General features: G+C 66.6%; 16 protein-coding genes. 7 read left to right on the forward strand and 9 right to left on the reverse strand.

Features of this window, described 5'->3' with window-relative positions; all coding sequences use genetic code 11:
* Positions 1–138: 138 nt before the first annotated feature.
* From AIOL_RS01565 to AIOL_RS01585, 5 genes are all read right to left on the reverse strand, one after another.
* A complete protein-coding gene (locus AIOL_RS01565; protein WP_049641268.1) occupies positions 139–675 on the reverse strand; it encodes a DUF3035 domain-containing protein in 537 nt (178 codons plus the stop codon).
* A 56-nt stretch (positions 676–731) separates the two neighbouring features.
* Positions 732–1,199: a signal peptidase II gene (lspA, locus tag AIOL_RS01570; RefSeq protein WP_049641269.1), complete on the reverse strand. Its 468-nt coding sequence runs from the start codon at positions 1,197–1,199 to the stop codon at positions 732–734.
* Between the two features lie 6 nt (positions 1,200–1,205).
* A complete protein-coding gene (gene purH, locus AIOL_RS01575; RefSeq protein ID WP_049641270.1) occupies positions 1,206–2,786 on the reverse strand; it encodes a bifunctional phosphoribosylaminoimidazolecarboxamide formyltransferase/IMP cyclohydrolase in 1,581 nt (526 codons plus the stop codon).
* A gap of 15 nt (positions 2,787–2,801) precedes the next feature.
* Complete coding sequence (locus AIOL_RS01580; RefSeq protein WP_235438826.1) at positions 2,802–4,568, reverse strand: heparinase II/III family protein; 1,767 nt, start codon at positions 4,566–4,568, stop codon at positions 2,802–2,804.
* A 75-nt stretch (positions 4,569–4,643) separates the two neighbouring features.
* Complete coding sequence (locus tag AIOL_RS01585; protein WP_049641271.1) at positions 4,644–5,921, reverse strand: RsmB/NOP family class I SAM-dependent RNA methyltransferase; 1,278 nt, start codon at positions 5,919–5,921, stop codon at positions 4,644–4,646.
* Positions 5,922–5,962: 41 nt separating this feature from the next.
* Here AIOL_RS01585 and AIOL_RS01590 point away from each other — a divergent pair, with 41 nt between their 5' ends.
* A complete protein-coding gene (locus AIOL_RS01590) occupies positions 5,963–6,145 on the forward strand; it encodes a DUF1674 domain-containing protein (RefSeq protein WP_049641272.1) in 183 nt (60 codons plus the stop codon).
* Positions 6,146–6,493: 348 nt separating this feature from the next.
* Here the strand turns inward: AIOL_RS01590 and AIOL_RS01595 are convergent, their stop codons facing one another.
* The 3 genes from AIOL_RS01595 to AIOL_RS01605 form a co-directional block, all read right to left on the reverse strand.
* Positions 6,494–7,375: a PhzF family phenazine biosynthesis protein gene (locus AIOL_RS01595; protein WP_049641273.1), complete on the reverse strand. Its 882-nt coding sequence runs from the start codon at positions 7,373–7,375 to the stop codon at positions 6,494–6,496.
* Between the two features lie 80 nt (positions 7,376–7,455).
* Entirely contained in the window at positions 7,456–7,683 is a 228-nt protein-coding gene (locus AIOL_RS01600) for a DUF1150 family protein (RefSeq protein WP_049641274.1), read from the reverse strand.
* A gap of 13 nt (positions 7,684–7,696) precedes the next feature.
* Positions 7,697–8,110, reverse strand: a complete 414-nt coding sequence (locus tag AIOL_RS01605; protein ID WP_049641275.1) for an Hsp20 family protein — start codon at positions 8,108–8,110, stop codon at positions 7,697–7,699.
* Positions 8,111–8,281: 171 nt separating this feature from the next.
* Here AIOL_RS01605 and AIOL_RS01610 point away from each other — a divergent pair, with 171 nt between their 5' ends.
* From AIOL_RS01610 to AIOL_RS01635, 6 genes are all read left to right on the forward strand, one after another.
* Positions 8,282–8,500, forward strand: coding sequence for a YdcH family protein (locus AIOL_RS01610; RefSeq protein WP_049641913.1), 219 nt, complete (start codon positions 8,282–8,284; stop codon positions 8,498–8,500).
* A 50-nt stretch (positions 8,501–8,550) separates the two neighbouring features.
* Positions 8,551–9,030 carry a 5-(carboxyamino)imidazole ribonucleotide mutase gene (gene purE, locus AIOL_RS01615; RefSeq protein WP_152912307.1) on the forward strand — a complete coding sequence of 160 codons (480 nt, stop codon included), beginning with the start codon at positions 8,551–8,553 and terminating at the stop codon, positions 9,028–9,030.
* Entirely contained in the window at positions 9,023–9,769 is a 747-nt protein-coding gene (locus AIOL_RS01620; RefSeq protein WP_049641276.1) for an NAD(P)-binding domain-containing protein, read from the forward strand. Before purE ends, AIOL_RS01620 begins: the two co-directional genes overlap by 8 nt.
* Positions 9,766–10,836: a 5-(carboxyamino)imidazole ribonucleotide synthase gene (locus AIOL_RS01625; protein WP_049641277.1), complete on the forward strand. Its 1,071-nt coding sequence runs from the start codon at positions 9,766–9,768 to the stop codon at positions 10,834–10,836. Before AIOL_RS01620 ends, AIOL_RS01625 begins: the two co-directional genes overlap by 4 nt.
* Positions 10,837–10,911: 75 nt before the next feature.
* Positions 10,912–11,256, forward strand: a complete 345-nt coding sequence (locus AIOL_RS01630) for a YbaB/EbfC family nucleoid-associated protein (RefSeq protein WP_049641278.1) — start codon at positions 10,912–10,914, stop codon at positions 11,254–11,256.
* A 680-nt stretch (positions 11,257–11,936) separates the two neighbouring features.
* Positions 11,937–12,992 carry a TraB/GumN family protein gene (locus AIOL_RS01635; RefSeq protein ID WP_049641279.1) on the forward strand — a complete coding sequence of 352 codons (1,056 nt, stop codon included), beginning with the start codon at positions 11,937–11,939 and terminating at the stop codon, positions 12,990–12,992.
* A 253-nt stretch (positions 12,993–13,245) separates the two neighbouring features.
* Here the strand turns inward: AIOL_RS01635 and AIOL_RS01640 are convergent, their stop codons facing one another.
* Positions 13,246–14,562, reverse strand: a complete 1,317-nt coding sequence (locus AIOL_RS01640; protein ID WP_049641280.1) for an NAD(P)/FAD-dependent oxidoreductase — start codon at positions 14,560–14,562, stop codon at positions 13,246–13,248.
* Between the last annotated feature and the right edge of the window lie 4 nt (positions 14,563–14,566).

Here is a 14,566-nt window from a genome sequence, read left to right on the forward strand (position 1 = left end):
ATACCTACTGCGCAGGGGCGTTGCTTCAACCCATCAAACGCAGATGTGAGAGTGGCGCAACATGGTTAATTTTGTATTAGGCGTTAACGCGCCGTTAGGACGGCGTTTTAGTGCCGAGCCTAACCGGGGCCCGGGGGCCTATTGCTCGGCGACTTCGGGCGGCGGCGCGGCGGGCGTGCGCACGCCCGCGCGGCGGAACCGCTCTAGCTCGGCATACTGATCCAGGGACTGGTTCTGATAGGCGCGGAAATAGACGTTCACGTTGAACAGCCGCTCTAGAATGCGGCCATCATTTCGGCGCCTGAACTCCAGGTCCTCGGACGCGAGCTGTTGCCGGATCGTGCCGGACCGCCCGTTGCGGCTGGCGTAGCTGACCAGGCCGGAATCGCTGGACGGGATGCCCCGCGACGCCGCCGCCGGGTTGCCGCCGAGCGCAATAATGGCATCCGCCTCTGGCGCCGGATCCACCCGGTTGGCCCCGCCCGGCGTGGGCGTCGGCAATTCCTTGAAGCTGGGCGGCTCCTGAAGCGGCTTATTGGGCAGAATCGAGAACTCGTCCGGGCCGTCCGTCGAGGACGAAATGTTCAGCAGACGCGGCTCTTTATTGCGGCTGCAGCCCGCCATCAGGCTGACCGCCAGCAAAACCACCAGAATTTTCGTGCCCGTTGCCCGCATTCGAAACGGCCCCTCACCAGCTTTGGAGTGATTTCTATCGCATCCGCGCAGCGGCGTCACGCGGACTTTTTCTCGCCCGTGAAAACGATCAGCCCGATGGCCCCGGCGAAGACGGCGATGTCGGCCACGTTGTAGGAGAACGGGTTATCGAACCCGCAGCAGGACATGTTCAGGAAATCCGCCACCGCCCCGTAGAGCAGCCGGTCCACCACGTTGCCCAGCGCGCCGCCGATCAACAGCCCGGCAAAGATTCGCGCCATGGGCCGGTGCGGATGCGTCATCCACCAGGCCACCCAGCCCGTCACCAGAAGCGCCACCGCGATCAGCACCCACTTGGTCACCGGGCTGTCGCCAGACAGCAGGCCAAAGTTGATCCCGGTGTTCCAGGCCATCGCCCAGTTCAGGTAGGGCGGAAAGACCTCCACGAACCGGAGCGTGTCCAGATGCACCACGTATAGAATGTAGTACTTGCTGGCCTGATCCAGCAGGAACACTGCCAGGGCTATGAGATACATCCGCGACATTCTGGGTCAGTGCCTGAAGTGACGCATGCCGGTGAACACCATCGCCAGCCCAGCCTCGTCGGCGGCCGCGATCACCTGGTCGTCGCGCATCGAGCCGCCGGGCTGGATCACCGCGGTGGCGCCGGCCTCGGCGGCGGCAAGCAGCCCGTCCGGGAAGGGAAAGAACGCGTCCGAGGCCACGACCGAGCCCTTGGCGGGCGTCTCGGCCAGGCCGATCTCCTGCGCCATGCGCGCGGCCTTCAGCGCGGCGATGGTCGAGCTGTCCACCCGGCTCATCTGCCCCGCGCCCACGCCCACGGTGGCCCCGCCCTTGGCGTAGACGATGGCGTTCGACTTCACATGCTTGGCCACGGTCCAGGCGAACCGCAGGTCGGTCATCTCCTGCTCGGTTGGCGCGCGCTTGGTGACCACCTTCAAGTCAGCGGCAGCGACGCTGCCCGCGTCGCGATCCTGCAGCAGGAAACCGCCCGCGACTTGCTTGAACGCAGCGCCCTTTGCGCGCGGGTCGGCCAGCGCCTCGGTCGTCAGCAGGCGCAGGTTCTTCTTGGCGGCGAAGATCTCCTTGGCGGCGTCGCTGGCGCCCGGAGCGATCACGACCTCGGTGAGGATGCCGGTGATGGCCCTTGCGGTCTCTTCGTCCAGCGGCTGGTTCAGCGCGATGATCCCGCCAAAGGCGCTGGTGCGGTCGCAGTCAAAGGCGCGGGCATAGGCCTCGCCCAGCGAGGCGCCGGTGGCCACGCCGCAGGGGTTGGCGTGCTTGATGATCGCGCAGGCCGGGCCCTGGCCGGCGAACTCGCTGATCAGCTCGAACGCCGCGTCGGTGTCGTTGATGTTGTTATAGCTCAGCTCCTTGCCCTGGTGCTGAACCGCGGTGGCCACGCCGGGGCGCGCCGAGCCATCGGTGTAGAAGGCAGCGCCCTGGTGCGGGTTCTCGCCATAGCGCAGCCCCTGGGCTAGTGTGCCCGCAAAGGCCCGCCGCCGCGGGGTGGCCTGGCCAATCGCGCCCGCCATCCAGGTCGAGACCGCCGCGTCATAGGCGCCCGTGCGCGCATAGGCGATCTGCGCCAGGCGCTGGCGCTGCTGCATATCGGTGCCGCCCGCCTGGACGGCCTCCAGCACATCATCGTAGTCCTCGACATCGACCACCGTGGCCACGAAGGCGTGGTTCTTGGCCGCCGCGCGGATCATCGCGGGCCCGCCAATGTCGATGTTCTCGACGCATTCGTCATAGCCCGCACCCTTGGCCACGGTCTCTTCGAACGGGTAGAGGTTCACCACCAGCAGGTCGATGGCGCCGATGCCGTGCTCTTGCATCGCGGCCACGTGACCGGCGTCATCGCGCAGCGCCAGCAAGCCGCCATGCACCGCCGGGTGTAGCGTCTTCACGCGCCCGTCCATCATCTCGGGGAAGCCGGTGACCTCGGCCACGTCCCGCACCGGCAGCCCCGCCTCGCGTATCGCGCGCGCCGTGCCCCCGGTCGAGAGCAGCTCTACGCCAGCCGCGGCTAAGCCCTGCGCAAAGTCCAGAAGGCCGGTCTTGTCGGATACAGAAAGCAACGCGCGTCGGACGGGCAGTCGGTCGGTCATAGAAGTCCCCTCGGGTCAGATCACATAGGCGCTGTCGTCGCGCTCTAGGTCGCGCACATGCGCGGGGGTATCCTGAGCCTTGGCCAACGTCCAGCGGATGCGCGTGGCATATTCCAAAGCCTTGGCGGTTAGAACGATCTGCTTTGTCGCACGCGGCTTAAGACGGCCCTTCTCAAGGTAGACGCTGGGCTCCAGGCTCAGAGTGCTGGCGCCGTCATGCCGGAAGACCCAGATCTCGCCGCTCTTTTGCACAAGCGAGATCGCGGCCCCGCCGAGGTCCAGATTGGGGTCCACATCCGGGTGCAGGTGGAAATGTATCTGGAAGGGAATGCCCTGCAGCTTGGCCTCGTCCAGCGCCTTATCAAAGCGTTTGTTGTCCTCGGGCGTGATTGTGGCCAGCGTGTCATCGCCCGCGATGCTGCGCCCGTCGACGGACAGGTCGATGCTGCGCACATGGGTCAACCCGAAGGCCGCAGAGTATCCGTCATGGCCCGCGATGAGGCCCGTGCCGCCCTCGTCGCCATGCTGGCGCATGCGCACGTCCTTGGGCACGTCGGTCAGAACGTTGCGGGTGCCGCCGTTTCTCCAGGTGCGCTCGCCGAAACGAGAAGAGGACAGGCCCTTGATATCAAGCACAGAATGCGACCCCGTCGCGCGCCCCACCCTGGACCATTTGGCACCAAAGGGCGCGCCCGATCCGCAGCTGACCAGCAAGGGGCGCCGCCCGGAGGTCACCTCTATCGCCAAGGTCGAGGCATGGGCGTTGACCTCTCCGGCGCCATGCGCGGGCGCGGCCACGTCCACGATGACCGATGTACGCCCGGCCGAGAGCCGCGAGAACCCCATCGCCAGCCCCTGCCCCGGCGGCGTGCGGACCCCAGAGGCCGCCAAGGCGTGATCAAGCCGCCCCTCCAGCCCCTTGCCGCCGCCGTGGAACCGCGCAAGGCTGCCGTCGGAATGCCGCAAGGCCCGGAGGGTCGGCGCGATCCGCTCAATCGCGCTGAGGATGCTCTTTGGCGGGATCTGCCCGGCCTCGGACAGGGCGGATGTCGCCCAGTTCAGCAGGGTGAAGACCTCCAACAGCGCTTCGGGGTTGCGGCTAGAGATGCCGCCGAGCGCGTCGATCTGGTGCTCGCATTCCTTGGACAGCGCCGCCGTAGCGGGCGCGACGTGCTGCTCCATCCCGATCAGCGCGAGCCCGGCATAGATCAGCCCGGTCAGGGCCTCGAACCGCGGCACGCCGCTGGGCGTCGCGGACCAACGCCGCGACAGAAAGATCGTCTGCTGGCCCAGCGAGCGGTAATAGGCCTCTGCGTCCTGCCGGTCCTGCGCGTTCAGCAGGAAAATCGCGTGGTTGATCCAGCGGATCAGGCGCCGCCCGGCGCTGTCCGGCATCCAGCCCGGGCCGCGCCCGTGGCCGTAGCGCGCGATCCACTCCTCGGTCCAGGCCTGGGCGTTCATGCGCGCCTTGGCGTCGCCGGTGGCGGCCAGGTCGTCCAGCCAGGTGAAGCCGTGGAGTTCCTCAAGGAAGGCCTGATCGGGCGGGTCCAGATCCCAGATCGACTTGCCCGGTGCCTCGATCATATGCCCCGCGAACATGAAGTTGCCGGCGCATAGCTGACGCCCGCGCGAGACCCGACCGATGGTGCGGGGTTCCGGCTGCGACACAAAGCCAGCCGCGGCCCGCGCGAAGGCGGCCCGCCGGGCATGCCAACGATTCAACAGGCGCGTGACCGCCCCGGGTGTCCAATCGGACTGATACACCAGAATGCTTAGCCTCAACCTCTGCGCCGAGACAGGCGCTTTTTTAGGGCACCTTAATCGCGCGGTGATTCTCTGTCACCGAGAAAAACGCCCTTACGGCGTTTTGCGAAGCGCCGCGATGAAAAAGCCGTCCAACCCGCCGCGCTCGCCCCAGTGGTCCGGGCGCAGGCGCAGCCCCGCCTCGATGACCCAATCGGGTTCGATCCCCGCGACGCGCAGGGCCTCGGTGTCCCGCTCGACATCTGCGCACCGGCCCAGGGCGGCCGCGACCTGTTGCTCGCCCTCCTCCGGCAGCAACGAGCAGGTGCAATAGACCAGCCGCCCGCCGGGCTTGAGCAAGCCCACGGCGTGGTCCAGCATCGCCGCCTGCGTCTCGATCAATGCGCCAAAATCGCCCTCGGCTTTGGCAATCGGCAGGTCTGGGTGGCGACGGATCGTGCCGGTGGCCGAGCATGGCGCGTCCAGAAGCACCGCATCGAACTGGCCGGTGATGTCCATCGCGTCGGCGACCTGCAACTGCGCCACCAGCTTGGTGCGTGCCAGGTTCTCGGCCACGCGCTCCATGCGTTTGGCCGAGGAATCCACCGCTGTGACCTGCGCGCCGGTGGCGGCAAGCTGCATGGTCTTGCCGCCGGGTGCGGCGCATAGGTCCAGCACGCGCTCGCCCGGCGCGGCGTTCAGGATCCGTGCGGGAAGTGCGGCCGCCGCGTCCTGGACCCACCAATCGCCATCCTCATATCCGGGCAGCGTAGAGACCTGGCCCGGCGCGTCCAGCCGCACCGATCCTGTTGGCAGCAGCACGCCGCCCAGCGCCTCCGCCGCGCCCTCAAACCCTGGCTTCAAGGTGACGTCCAGCGGCGCGCCCGCCGCATGCGCCGCCTCCATCGCCTCCACCGCGTGCTTGCCATAGACCGCCACGAGGCGCTTGCGAAACACCTTCGGCAGGCGCGGCGGCGGCAGCGTCGGCCATTTCGCGACGTCCTGTGAGACGCGCCGCAAAACCGCGTTGATCAGCCCTGCGCCGCGCTTCGTGTTGCCCTGCGTCTTGGCCAGGCCGACCAGCGCGTTCAGCACGCCGTGCGGCGCGGCGCCGCTCTGCGCCATCTCGACGGTGCCAAGGCGCAGCACATCCATGATCGGGTCATAGGGCTTGTTGCGCAGATACGGCCCCAGCATCCGGTCCGCGCGATCCGACCAGCGCAAGACCTCCAACGCCAAGCGCTGCGCCCGGGCGCGGTCGGGCGCCTCAAGATGCGCCACGGCCTTTGGCAAGAGCTCCGCCAAAAGCTTGCCCGCGCGCACCTGCCCCACCATGACAAGCGCGGCCTGGCGCGCCGCGTCGGTCGGCAGATCTGTTGCTCTTTCACTCATCGGGCGTATATCAACCTTGGGGCCGCACAAGGGAAGAGCCTATGACGGATGAACCAAAAGAAGAATTGCCCCCCGCCGCGCAGCGGGCCCTGGCCGAAGCCGAGGCGCGGCGCAAGAAGGCCGAGGCGGCGAAAGGCTTGCCAACAGAGCTCGGCGGCCGTGACGGGCCAGAGCCCGTCCGCTACGGCGATTGGGAGAATAAGGGGATCGCGGTCGACTTTTGAACGCGACGCTCTGCCAATTGCCGAAATAGAGTGGGCCACAGAGGTCCTTCCCCCAAACGGCAAGAAGGGCGTGCGAGAGGGTGAGACTGGCCTGGAACGGGCGTTGCCAACCCGCCCCGGACTTGATCCGGGACCTCTGCTCCAAACATCCCACACATAATACGCAACAAGCCCCTAAAGCCCTTGTTTTGATCAGAAAAACTTTAGCCAAAAGGGGAGGTTAAATTCTAAAGCGCAAGATGCGCAATAGAACGCAACCAGATTTTTGGTCAAATCCCCCCGACCAACAAGGCGTTGGCCCTGAGACGAACCGGAGGGATCAATTATAATGTCCGCTCCAGCCCAATCCTACAAATTAACACGTCCCGACATCAGAACATAACCTGGCCCGCTCACCTTCACCCCGGAGATGGCGTGGCGCGGGCCCAGGATCTCCACATCGGCCCGCCCCGGGCGGCCCAGCCAATGCCCCTGCTCGGCCACCAGCCTTGGCGCCTCGATCATGCCGTGCGCCCAAAGATACGCCGCCATTGCCCCCGTCGCGGACCCGGTGAACGGATCCTCGGGCGGGTTGGGCGGCGCAAGCAGGAGCCGCGAGAAGGTGTTGCCAGCCTCCGTTGCGCCCTCAAGCACCACCCAGAACGGCTCAATCGCGCCCGCCATCTCCGGCGGCAGCGCGGCGCGCAGCCGCCCCAGCGCATCCACGTCCAAGACCGCGCGCCGCAAGGCCTCCTGCGACCGCAGCGGCGCGATGACCACGGGCAGCCCGGTCGAGACCAGTTGCGGCGGCGCCAGCATGTCCTGCGCGTCCAATCCGCCCACCGCGGCCACCAGATCCGCAGGCAGTTCCGCGCCGAAGACCGGCGCGATCTGGGTCATGGTGACGTTTGGGACGCCCGCCTCCACCCCGACCTCGATCGGCACAAGCCCGGCGCCGGTTTCCAGCGTCAACGCCCCCGTCCCCGCCACGCCCCGCGCGACCATCGAGGCGACCGTCGCCACGGTGGGATGGCCCGCGAAGGGGATCTCGCGCTCTGCCAGGAAGTACCGCACCTTGATGTCGGCCACATCGGACGGCTCCAGGAAGGTGCACTCCACCAGGCCGGTCTCGCGGGTGAAGGCCATGCAGGTCTCTGCGCTCAGCCCGCCCGCGTCATGCACCACCGCGCAGCCGTTGCCGCCAAAGGCGCGGTCGGTGAAGGCGTCGACCCAGTCGAATTCAAGCGCCATGAGGTTCTCCTTACAAAACCGCGATGCGTTTCCCCGGCGGAGGCGTTCTCAAGCGCACCGGCACGCGCGAAGCAGCCAGTTCAGTGCACATTGACCGGTGCGTAATCGTGCTGTCGGGCCAAGGCAAATGCCAGCTTGCGATCCTTGACCAAGGCCAGCGGCGCGCCGTCGGCATCGTGCACCGAGTACACGGTCTCTGCCGAGCCGACCTGCTCGCGCACCTCATCGGGCAGATCGGTCGCCGCAACTGGGCGCACATATACGATTTTGCTCTCTGCGACCTCGCCGAAATCAAATTTGCTGTCCATTCCCACCTCCTGCTTAGCTTCTGCTGATCTTGATCGTCTGCACGATCTTTTCCGGCGCCGAACGGGCCAGGTCCACATGCAAGAGCCCGTTCTCCATTGCGGCCCCGACGACCTCGACGCCGTCCGCCAGCACGAATGTGCGCTGGAACTGCCGGGCCGCGATGCCGCGGTGCAGGAACACACGGCCCGCCTCGTCCTCGGCCTGGCGGCCGCGGATGACAAGCTGCTGGTCCTCGACGGTGATCGCCAGGTCGTCCTCGGCGAAGCCTGCGACCGCAAGGGTGATGCGATACGCGCTCTCGCCGGATTGCTCTATGTTAAAAGGGGGATAGCCGTTGTTGTCGGACTTCGCCGTCCGTTCCATCAACCGCTCGAACTGCTCGAATCCCAGCAAAAAGGGATGCGCGCCCAAAGTCATCTTGGTCATCGACACGTCCTTATCAAAGCGACAGTCCAGCGGGCCCCGTTGCGGCGACCCACAGCTAGAATATGGGGGCACGCCACCCAATCTGCAAGGCGCGGCAAGATGCGGCGTTTGGTGAATTGGCGTTTTGCGGTTACCCTTGCGTTACCCAGTTCCCGACTCACGGACCAGGAGATGAACGACTCATCCAAAATGGAGGCGAAGGACATCATGAAAGTTGAGCTCGAAGTGTTGAAGCGGGAGCACCGCGACCTGGACGAGGCAATCGCGGCGCTCCATGAAACACACCGCGCGGATCCGCTCCGCGTTCGAAGGCTCAAGAAACAGAAACTGGCCCTTAAAGACCGCATCAGCCGGATTGAGGACCAGCTTACGCCAGACATCATTGCGTAGCCCCTAAAAGGCTCTATATTGCGCGCTCCTGAAAGCGAAAGGGCGCGGCAGTGCAAGCGAAAGTCGGCATCATCATGGGCAGCCAATCGGACTGGCCCACAATGAAGGCCGCGGCCGAAATCCTGGAAGAACTGGGCGTCCCTCATGAGGCGCGCATCGTGTCGGCGCACCGCACGCCGGATCGGCTGTGGGAATACGGCAAGTCGGCCGTCGGGCGCGGCCTGCAGGTGATCATCGCCGGCGCCGGCGGGGCCGCGCATCTGCCCGGCATGATGGCCTCCAAGACTCGCCTGCCGGTGATCGGCGTGCCGGTGGAGACCCGCGCGCTGAAGGGCGTCGACAGCCTCTATTCCATCGTGCAGATGCCCAAGGGCTTCCCCGTGGCCACCATGGCGATCGGCGGTGCTGCCAATGCCGGGCTTATGGCCGCGGGCATCCTGGCGCTGCAGGACGCCGCGCTGGCCGAGCGGCTGGACGCCTGGCGCGCCGCCCTAGAGGCCTCGATCCCGCAAGAGCCCTCGGATGGCTAAGATCGGCTTCATCGGGACCGGTCAGATCGCAGCACCCATGGTGCGGTTTCTGGCCGCGCGCGGGCATCAGATCACGGTGACTGAGCGCTCGCGGCATCTCTCCTCCGCCCTTGCCGCCAGCCACGGCGTTGCCGTGTCTGACGCCGCGGGCGTTCTCGAGGCGTCCGAGGTGGTGGTGCTGTCGGTGCGCCCGCATCAGGTGGACGAGGCCATGCAAGGCCTCCAATGGCGGGCCGACCACCGGGTCATCTCGGCCATGGCCGCCACCCCGAGGGCGCGGCTAGAGGCGCTCTGCGCCCCGGCGACGTCCTTCGTGCAAACCATCCCGCTGGCCTTCCTCGAACAGGGCGGCTGCCCCCTGCCCGCCTATGGCGATGACGCGCTGCTAGCGGAGCTCTTTGCGCCGGAGAACCCGGTGATCAAGGTCGCCTCCGAGGAGGCCCTGAACGCGCATTTCGCGATCTGCGCCATGGTGCCGGGGCTGTTGGACCTGATGAGCACCGGCGCGGGTTGGCTGGGCGACCAGACCGGCGACGCGGCGGGCGCCGAGGCCTATACAAGCGGGCTGATGGCGGGGTTCATGGGCGCGCTCAGCGGCACCCTGGCCGAGGCGCGCGACGCGCTGGCCACCGAGGGCACGCTGAGCCTGCACATGACCCGCACGCTGCATCAGGGCGGCGCCCATGGCGCGCTGACCAAGGCAATGAATGATATCGGAGAAAGGCTGCGCGACGCATGAGTGACGCACTTCCCATTGGCGCCACGATTGGCATCCTCGGCGGCGGGCAACTGGGCCGCATGCTTGCCGTGGCGGCCTCGCGGCTGGGCTACAAGGCGCATATCTTTGAGCCCGGGTCGGATTGCCCCGCCGGACAGGTCGCCCACGCCGTGACCACCGCGGGCTATGAGGATCTAGACGCGCTGGCGGGCTTTGCCGCCAGCGTCGACGTGGTCACCTATGAGTTCGAGAACATCCCCACCGCCGCGCTGGACGCATTGGAGGCCGTGCGCCCAATCCACCCGGGCCGCAAGGCGCTGGCCACCAGTCAGGACCGGCTGGTGGAGAAGGGTTTTCTGTCCGGTCTGGGTCTGGCGGTTGCGCCCTTCGCGGATATCACGGGCGAGGCCGACCTGCGGTCGGCGATGGCTGAAATCGGGCCCAAGGCGATCCTAAAGACCCGCCGCTTCGGCTATGACGGCAAGGGGCAGCAGCGCCTGGATGCCGACAGCGACCTCTCGCAGGCCTCGGCGGAGCTGCGGGGCAGCCCCGCGATCCTAGAGGGCTTCGTGGCGTTCTCCCATGAGGTCAGCGTGATCGCCGCCCGCGGGCTCACCGGCGAGGTCGCCGCCTTCGACCCCGGCGAGAACCTGCACCGCGAGGGCATCCTGCGCACCACCACGGTGCCCGCGCGGCTCAGCGCGGCGCAGCGCACCGACGCGGTGCTGCTGGCCAGCCGCATCCTGACCGAGCTTGATTATGTCGGCGTCATGGGCGTCGAGCTCTTCGTCACGCCGCAGGGGCTGGTGGTAAACGAGATCGCCCCGCGGGTGCATAACTCAGGCCATTGGACGCAGGCCGGCTGCGCCGTGGACCAGTTCGAGCAGCATATCCGCGCCATCGCGGGCCTGCCCCTGGGCGACGGCAAGCGGCACGCCGATGTGGTGATGGAGAACCTCATCGGCGACGACATGGACCGCGTGCCGGGGCTGCTCGCCCAGCCCGACACCGCGCTGCATCTCTACGGCAAGGCCGAGACCCGCGCGGGGCGCAAAATGGGCCATGCGAACATCATCCAACGCCGCTAGGGCGGACCGAGCGGGCTTGCCACCGCCCCGCCCCGCCCCTATCTAAACGCCAACCCCAAGCAGGAGCACGCCCCCATGTTCAAAGGCCTCGGCAACCTCGGCGATATGGCCGGCATGATGAAGAAAGCCCAGGAGTTTCAAAGCCAGATGGCGGAGATGCAAGAGAACCTGGGCAATGTGACCGTGTTGGGCGAGAGCGGCGCGGGGCTGGTGAAGGCCACCGCCACCGCCAAGGGCGAGCTGACGGCGCTGGACATCGACCCCTCGATTTTCCAGCCCGACGAGAAAGAGGTGGTCGAGGACCTGATCCTCGCCGCGATCAAGGACGCCCAGCAGAAGGCCGCGCAGCGCAGCCAGGACGAGATGGGCCGCCTGACCGAGGGGCTTGGCCTGCCCAAGGACTTCAAGCTGCCGTTCTAGAAACTGGCCGCGCCCTGCTGCGTTTATAGAATCGAACTGTTGGTTCTGACGTGACGCTTATGGTCTTGAGCGGTCATTAGAAAACCACCGCCCCGGACTTGATCCGGGGCCTCTACGGTGACCCTCGCGCGACTCGGGCTGCGGCCGACCTGGAGGCCGCATACGCATCAGGTCAATCGATCACATCATTTCTGGAAATCGAAACGTCTCAACTAGCCACACGGTTGCAGATGCGGCCTCCTGGGGGAGGTCGGCCGCAGCCCAGGCAAGCTGGGCGGTCGCTCTATGTGAGTCCCGTTACATCTGGTGTCGGCAAGCGTTGTTAGGGCGGTGCGCTTGAGATCAAACGCCCCCTCCAGGCCAACCGCCGCCCACGAGTTGGGTCAAAAACCGACGGACCTAACCGATCACCGGACCAACATCCAGATACTGCAAGCGCATCTCGGCGCCCTGGATCGTGGTCACCCCAATCTGCGGCGCCTCATTGGCGCGCGCGGGGATCTTCACCTAGGACATCCCCCTCAGCCTGAAAATGCAGGTCCGACATCCAAACAAGTTTGACCATGAGCCCCCCGTGACGCGATTGGCTATGGATCGCATCACGGCATGGAATTTGCCAGGCAATCTGGTGCCGTTTCCGGCGGGTTCCCTCCGGCTCTGCTCGGCGCTATTGTCCGCCTATGTTTCGCATATTTCTTTTTGCACTTTCCCTGGCGCTCCTTGCGCAAAGCGCCTCCGCGCAGTTCTGGGCGACCGCCGAGGCCTGCGCGGTCACAGAGCCCAAGCTGGAGCCCGCTGACTTCCTGGATCCCAGCTTTGAAACGCTGCAGGCGCGCGGCGCGGCGATGTCGAATGGCCAGGGGCGGCTCTGGCGCATCACCGCGCCCGATGGCGCCACGTCGCACCTTTGGGGCACCTATCACTCCAGCGACCGGTTCATCCTGGACCTGCCAGACAAGCTAATAGAGCTCATCACCAACGCGCGTGTCGTCGCCATCGAGATTGACCCGATCCATAAGTCGCGCCGCGGCTTCGAGCATAGCCGCGAATACAGCCGTAATGGCTGGATGCGCGCGCCGGTGCGAGGCTTCACCTTCCCAGAGTTGCATGGCGAGATCACGGAATGGATCCGCTCGCGCACGGCCAGCCTGGGTTGGGGGCGCGGGGCACCGGATTACCTGAGCCTGGGCGGCCTTGCTTCGCTCCTGTTTTCTGACCCTTGCGATGATTTCGCGGCCGGGTCGCTGCCGATCCAAGACAACTACATCCTGATGCTGGGGCAGATCGCGGGCGCGCAAGTCGTTGGGTTAGAGGCGCCTGGTGACTTCTTACGCCACCTCAACAAGCAGCAAAACGAGGCGCTGGCCTATGATATGATCGAGCTACACGCCAGCTACCTTGACCCCAAAGGTTTCGGAACCGGGCGCGCGGCGCATTTTGCGGCCTATCTGCAAGGGCGCATCGGCCTCATAATGGCCTGGGACGAGGCCCACGCGCGCGGTTTCTTTGGCGACAACCGTGGCGCCGAGATCATTGCGCAGTTCAACGGCTACGTTCTGGCGGAGCGCAATGAGAGTTTCATGCGCATCGCAGCTCCCCTGGTCGAGCAGGGCGGCGCTTTAATCGCGGTGGGCGCGGCCCATCTGCCGGGTGACACCGGGATGGTCGCGCTTCTGCGCAAGGCCGGCCACATAGTGGAGCGCGTGCCGGTGCCAGGAGAGGTCGGCATGCGCTGAGCCTTGGTTGTGGTGCAAGTATGGCCTGGCGCGGGCGTTGGAGCGCCGCAATTTTCTTGCAAGAAAATTGCGAAACTCTTGCAAGAGTTTCTACAGCGTGCCCCAAAATGATCACTCTATCCCAACCTCTTACCAACGCGCGGGGCCACTTTCCTTGGAAGGAAAGTGCAAATCTCTTGCAAGAGATTTGGCGGGCCCAAAGGCCGGGGCTCCAGGCCAACTCCGTCCAACGTGACAAGCGCCGCATCCTCGCCTAGCCGCGCCGCCGCTCCCACCAATCCGCCGCATGCATCGCGCCATACATGCCGCGCACGCCCAGCCAGCGCAACGGCTCGCGCTCCCAGCGCCGCACCTGGCGGTTCACCCAGGGCAGATCGGTCAGCACGCTCGCCTGGCCCAGCACCAGATCCGCCAGCGTGCGGCCCGCGAGGTTCGATGTCGACACGCCCACGCCGACATAGCCGCCGGCCCAGCCGACCCGGGTCTGGGCGTCGAAGCCCACGCTCGCGCACCAGTCCCGCGGCACGCCCAGAACGCCGCACCAGGCATGGGCGACGGGCACCGTCGCCGCGACCTGCGGGAAGTAGCGCCTCAGGATCCCGCGCAGCCGCGCCACGGTGACCCCATCCGGCGCGCCGTCGGTGTCGGTGGCCGAGCCCCATTTATAGGGCACCCCGCGCGAGCCCACGGCGATGCGCCCATCGGCGGTGTGTTGGCAATAGCAATAGACCTGGGACATATCGCCCAAGAGCTCGGCCTTCTCCCAGCCGATCTCGGCCCAAAGGCTCTCGGGCAGCGGCTCGGTCACGATCTGGGCGGAGTTCAGCGGCAGCCAGTCGCGATGCGCTTGCGGCAATCCGGCAGTGTAGCCCTCGGTGGCCCGCAGCACCGCGCCGGCGCGGACAATGCCCCGGTCGGTCGCGACCCGGCCCGTCTCAATGCGGGTGGCCGAGGTGCCCTCGGCGATCCTCACGCCCATGGCTTCAACCGCCTTGGCCAGCCCCTGCACCAGCTTCGCGGGCTGGATGCGCGCCACGCCGGTCTCGACCAAGGCGCCCTGCACGCCGGGCACGTTAACGCGCGCCTGGGCCTCCTGCGCGCTGATCTCAAAGAGCTGTTCGGGCCCGTCGCCGATCCTGCGGCGCTCTTCGAGCCCCAGGCGCATGCGGGCCATCTGACCCGCGTTGGTGGCGATGGTCAGCTCGTCGGTGCGGTGGATATCGGCCTCGATCCCTTCGGCCTCGGCCACGCCGATCACCTCGTCCACCGCGCCATGCAGCGCCCGCGCCATCCGGTCCACGCCCGCGCCATAGGCGCGGTGGTCCCAGGCGAAGCCGCCGGTCAGCCAGCCGCCATTGCGCCCCGAGGCGCCGTAGCCCGCGAACTCTTTCTCCACGATCAGGATGTCCAGCGCAGGGTCCGCTTTCTTCAGGTAATACGCCGCCCAAAGCCCGGTATAGCCCGCGCCGACGATGCAGACATCCGCGCGCGCGTCGCCCTCCAGCGGCGCGCGGCGCGGCGGCAACCCGCCCAGCGCGCGGTACCAAAAAGAAACGTCCCCGGTTTTCATTCCT

This window comes from Candidatus Rhodobacter oscarellae, from assembly GCF_001078595.1.
In the GTDB taxonomy this organism is placed as follows: domain Bacteria; phylum Pseudomonadota; class Alphaproteobacteria; order Rhodobacterales; family Rhodobacteraceae; genus Rhodobacter_B; species Rhodobacter_B oscarellae.

What these genes read in the sequence shown, in the direction of transcription:
- AIOL_RS01565 (WP_049641268.1), bottom strand. Translation starts at nt 675, where the DNA reads ATGCGGGCAACGGGCACGAAAATTCTGGTGGTTTTGCTGGCGGTCAGC.
- lspA (WP_049641269.1), bottom strand. Translation starts at nt 1,199, where the DNA reads ATGTCGCGGATGTATCTCATAGCCCTGGCAGTGTTCCTGCTGGATCAG.
- purH (WP_049641270.1), bottom strand. Translation starts at nt 2,786, where the DNA reads ATGACCGACCGACTGCCCGTCCGACGCGCGTTGCTTTCTGTATCCGAC.
- AIOL_RS01585 (WP_049641271.1), bottom strand. Translation starts at nt 5,921, where the DNA reads ATGAGTGAAAGAGCAACAGATCTGCCGACCGACGCGGCGCGCCAGGCC.
- AIOL_RS01590 (WP_049641272.1), top strand. Translation starts at nt 5,963, where the DNA reads ATGACGGATGAACCAAAAGAAGAATTGCCCCCCGCCGCGCAGCGGGCC.
- AIOL_RS01595 (WP_049641273.1), bottom strand. Translation starts at nt 7,375, where the DNA reads ATGGCGCTTGAATTCGACTGGGTCGACGCCTTCACCGACCGCGCCTTT.
- AIOL_RS01600 (WP_049641274.1), bottom strand. Translation starts at nt 7,683, where the DNA reads ATGGACAGCAAATTTGATTTCGGCGAGGTCGCAGAGAGCAAAATCGTA.
- AIOL_RS01605 (WP_049641275.1), bottom strand. Translation starts at nt 8,110, where the DNA reads ATGACCAAGATGACTTTGGGCGCGCATCCCTTTTTGCTGGGATTCGAG.
- AIOL_RS01610 (WP_049641913.1), top strand. Translation starts at nt 8,282, where the DNA reads ATGAACGACTCATCCAAAATGGAGGCGAAGGACATCATGAAAGTTGAG.
- AIOL_RS01620 (WP_049641276.1), top strand. Translation starts at nt 9,023, where the DNA reads ATGGCTAAGATCGGCTTCATCGGGACCGGTCAGATCGCAGCACCCATG.
- AIOL_RS01625 (WP_049641277.1), top strand. Translation starts at nt 9,766, where the DNA reads ATGAGTGACGCACTTCCCATTGGCGCCACGATTGGCATCCTCGGCGGC.
- AIOL_RS01630 (WP_049641278.1), top strand. Translation starts at nt 10,912, where the DNA reads ATGTTCAAAGGCCTCGGCAACCTCGGCGATATGGCCGGCATGATGAAG.
- AIOL_RS01635 (WP_049641279.1), top strand. Translation starts at nt 11,937, where the DNA reads ATGTTTCGCATATTTCTTTTTGCACTTTCCCTGGCGCTCCTTGCGCAA.
- AIOL_RS01640 (WP_049641280.1), bottom strand. Translation starts at nt 14,562, where the DNA reads ATGAAAACCGGGGACGTTTCTTTTTGGTACCGCGCGCTGGGCGGGTTG.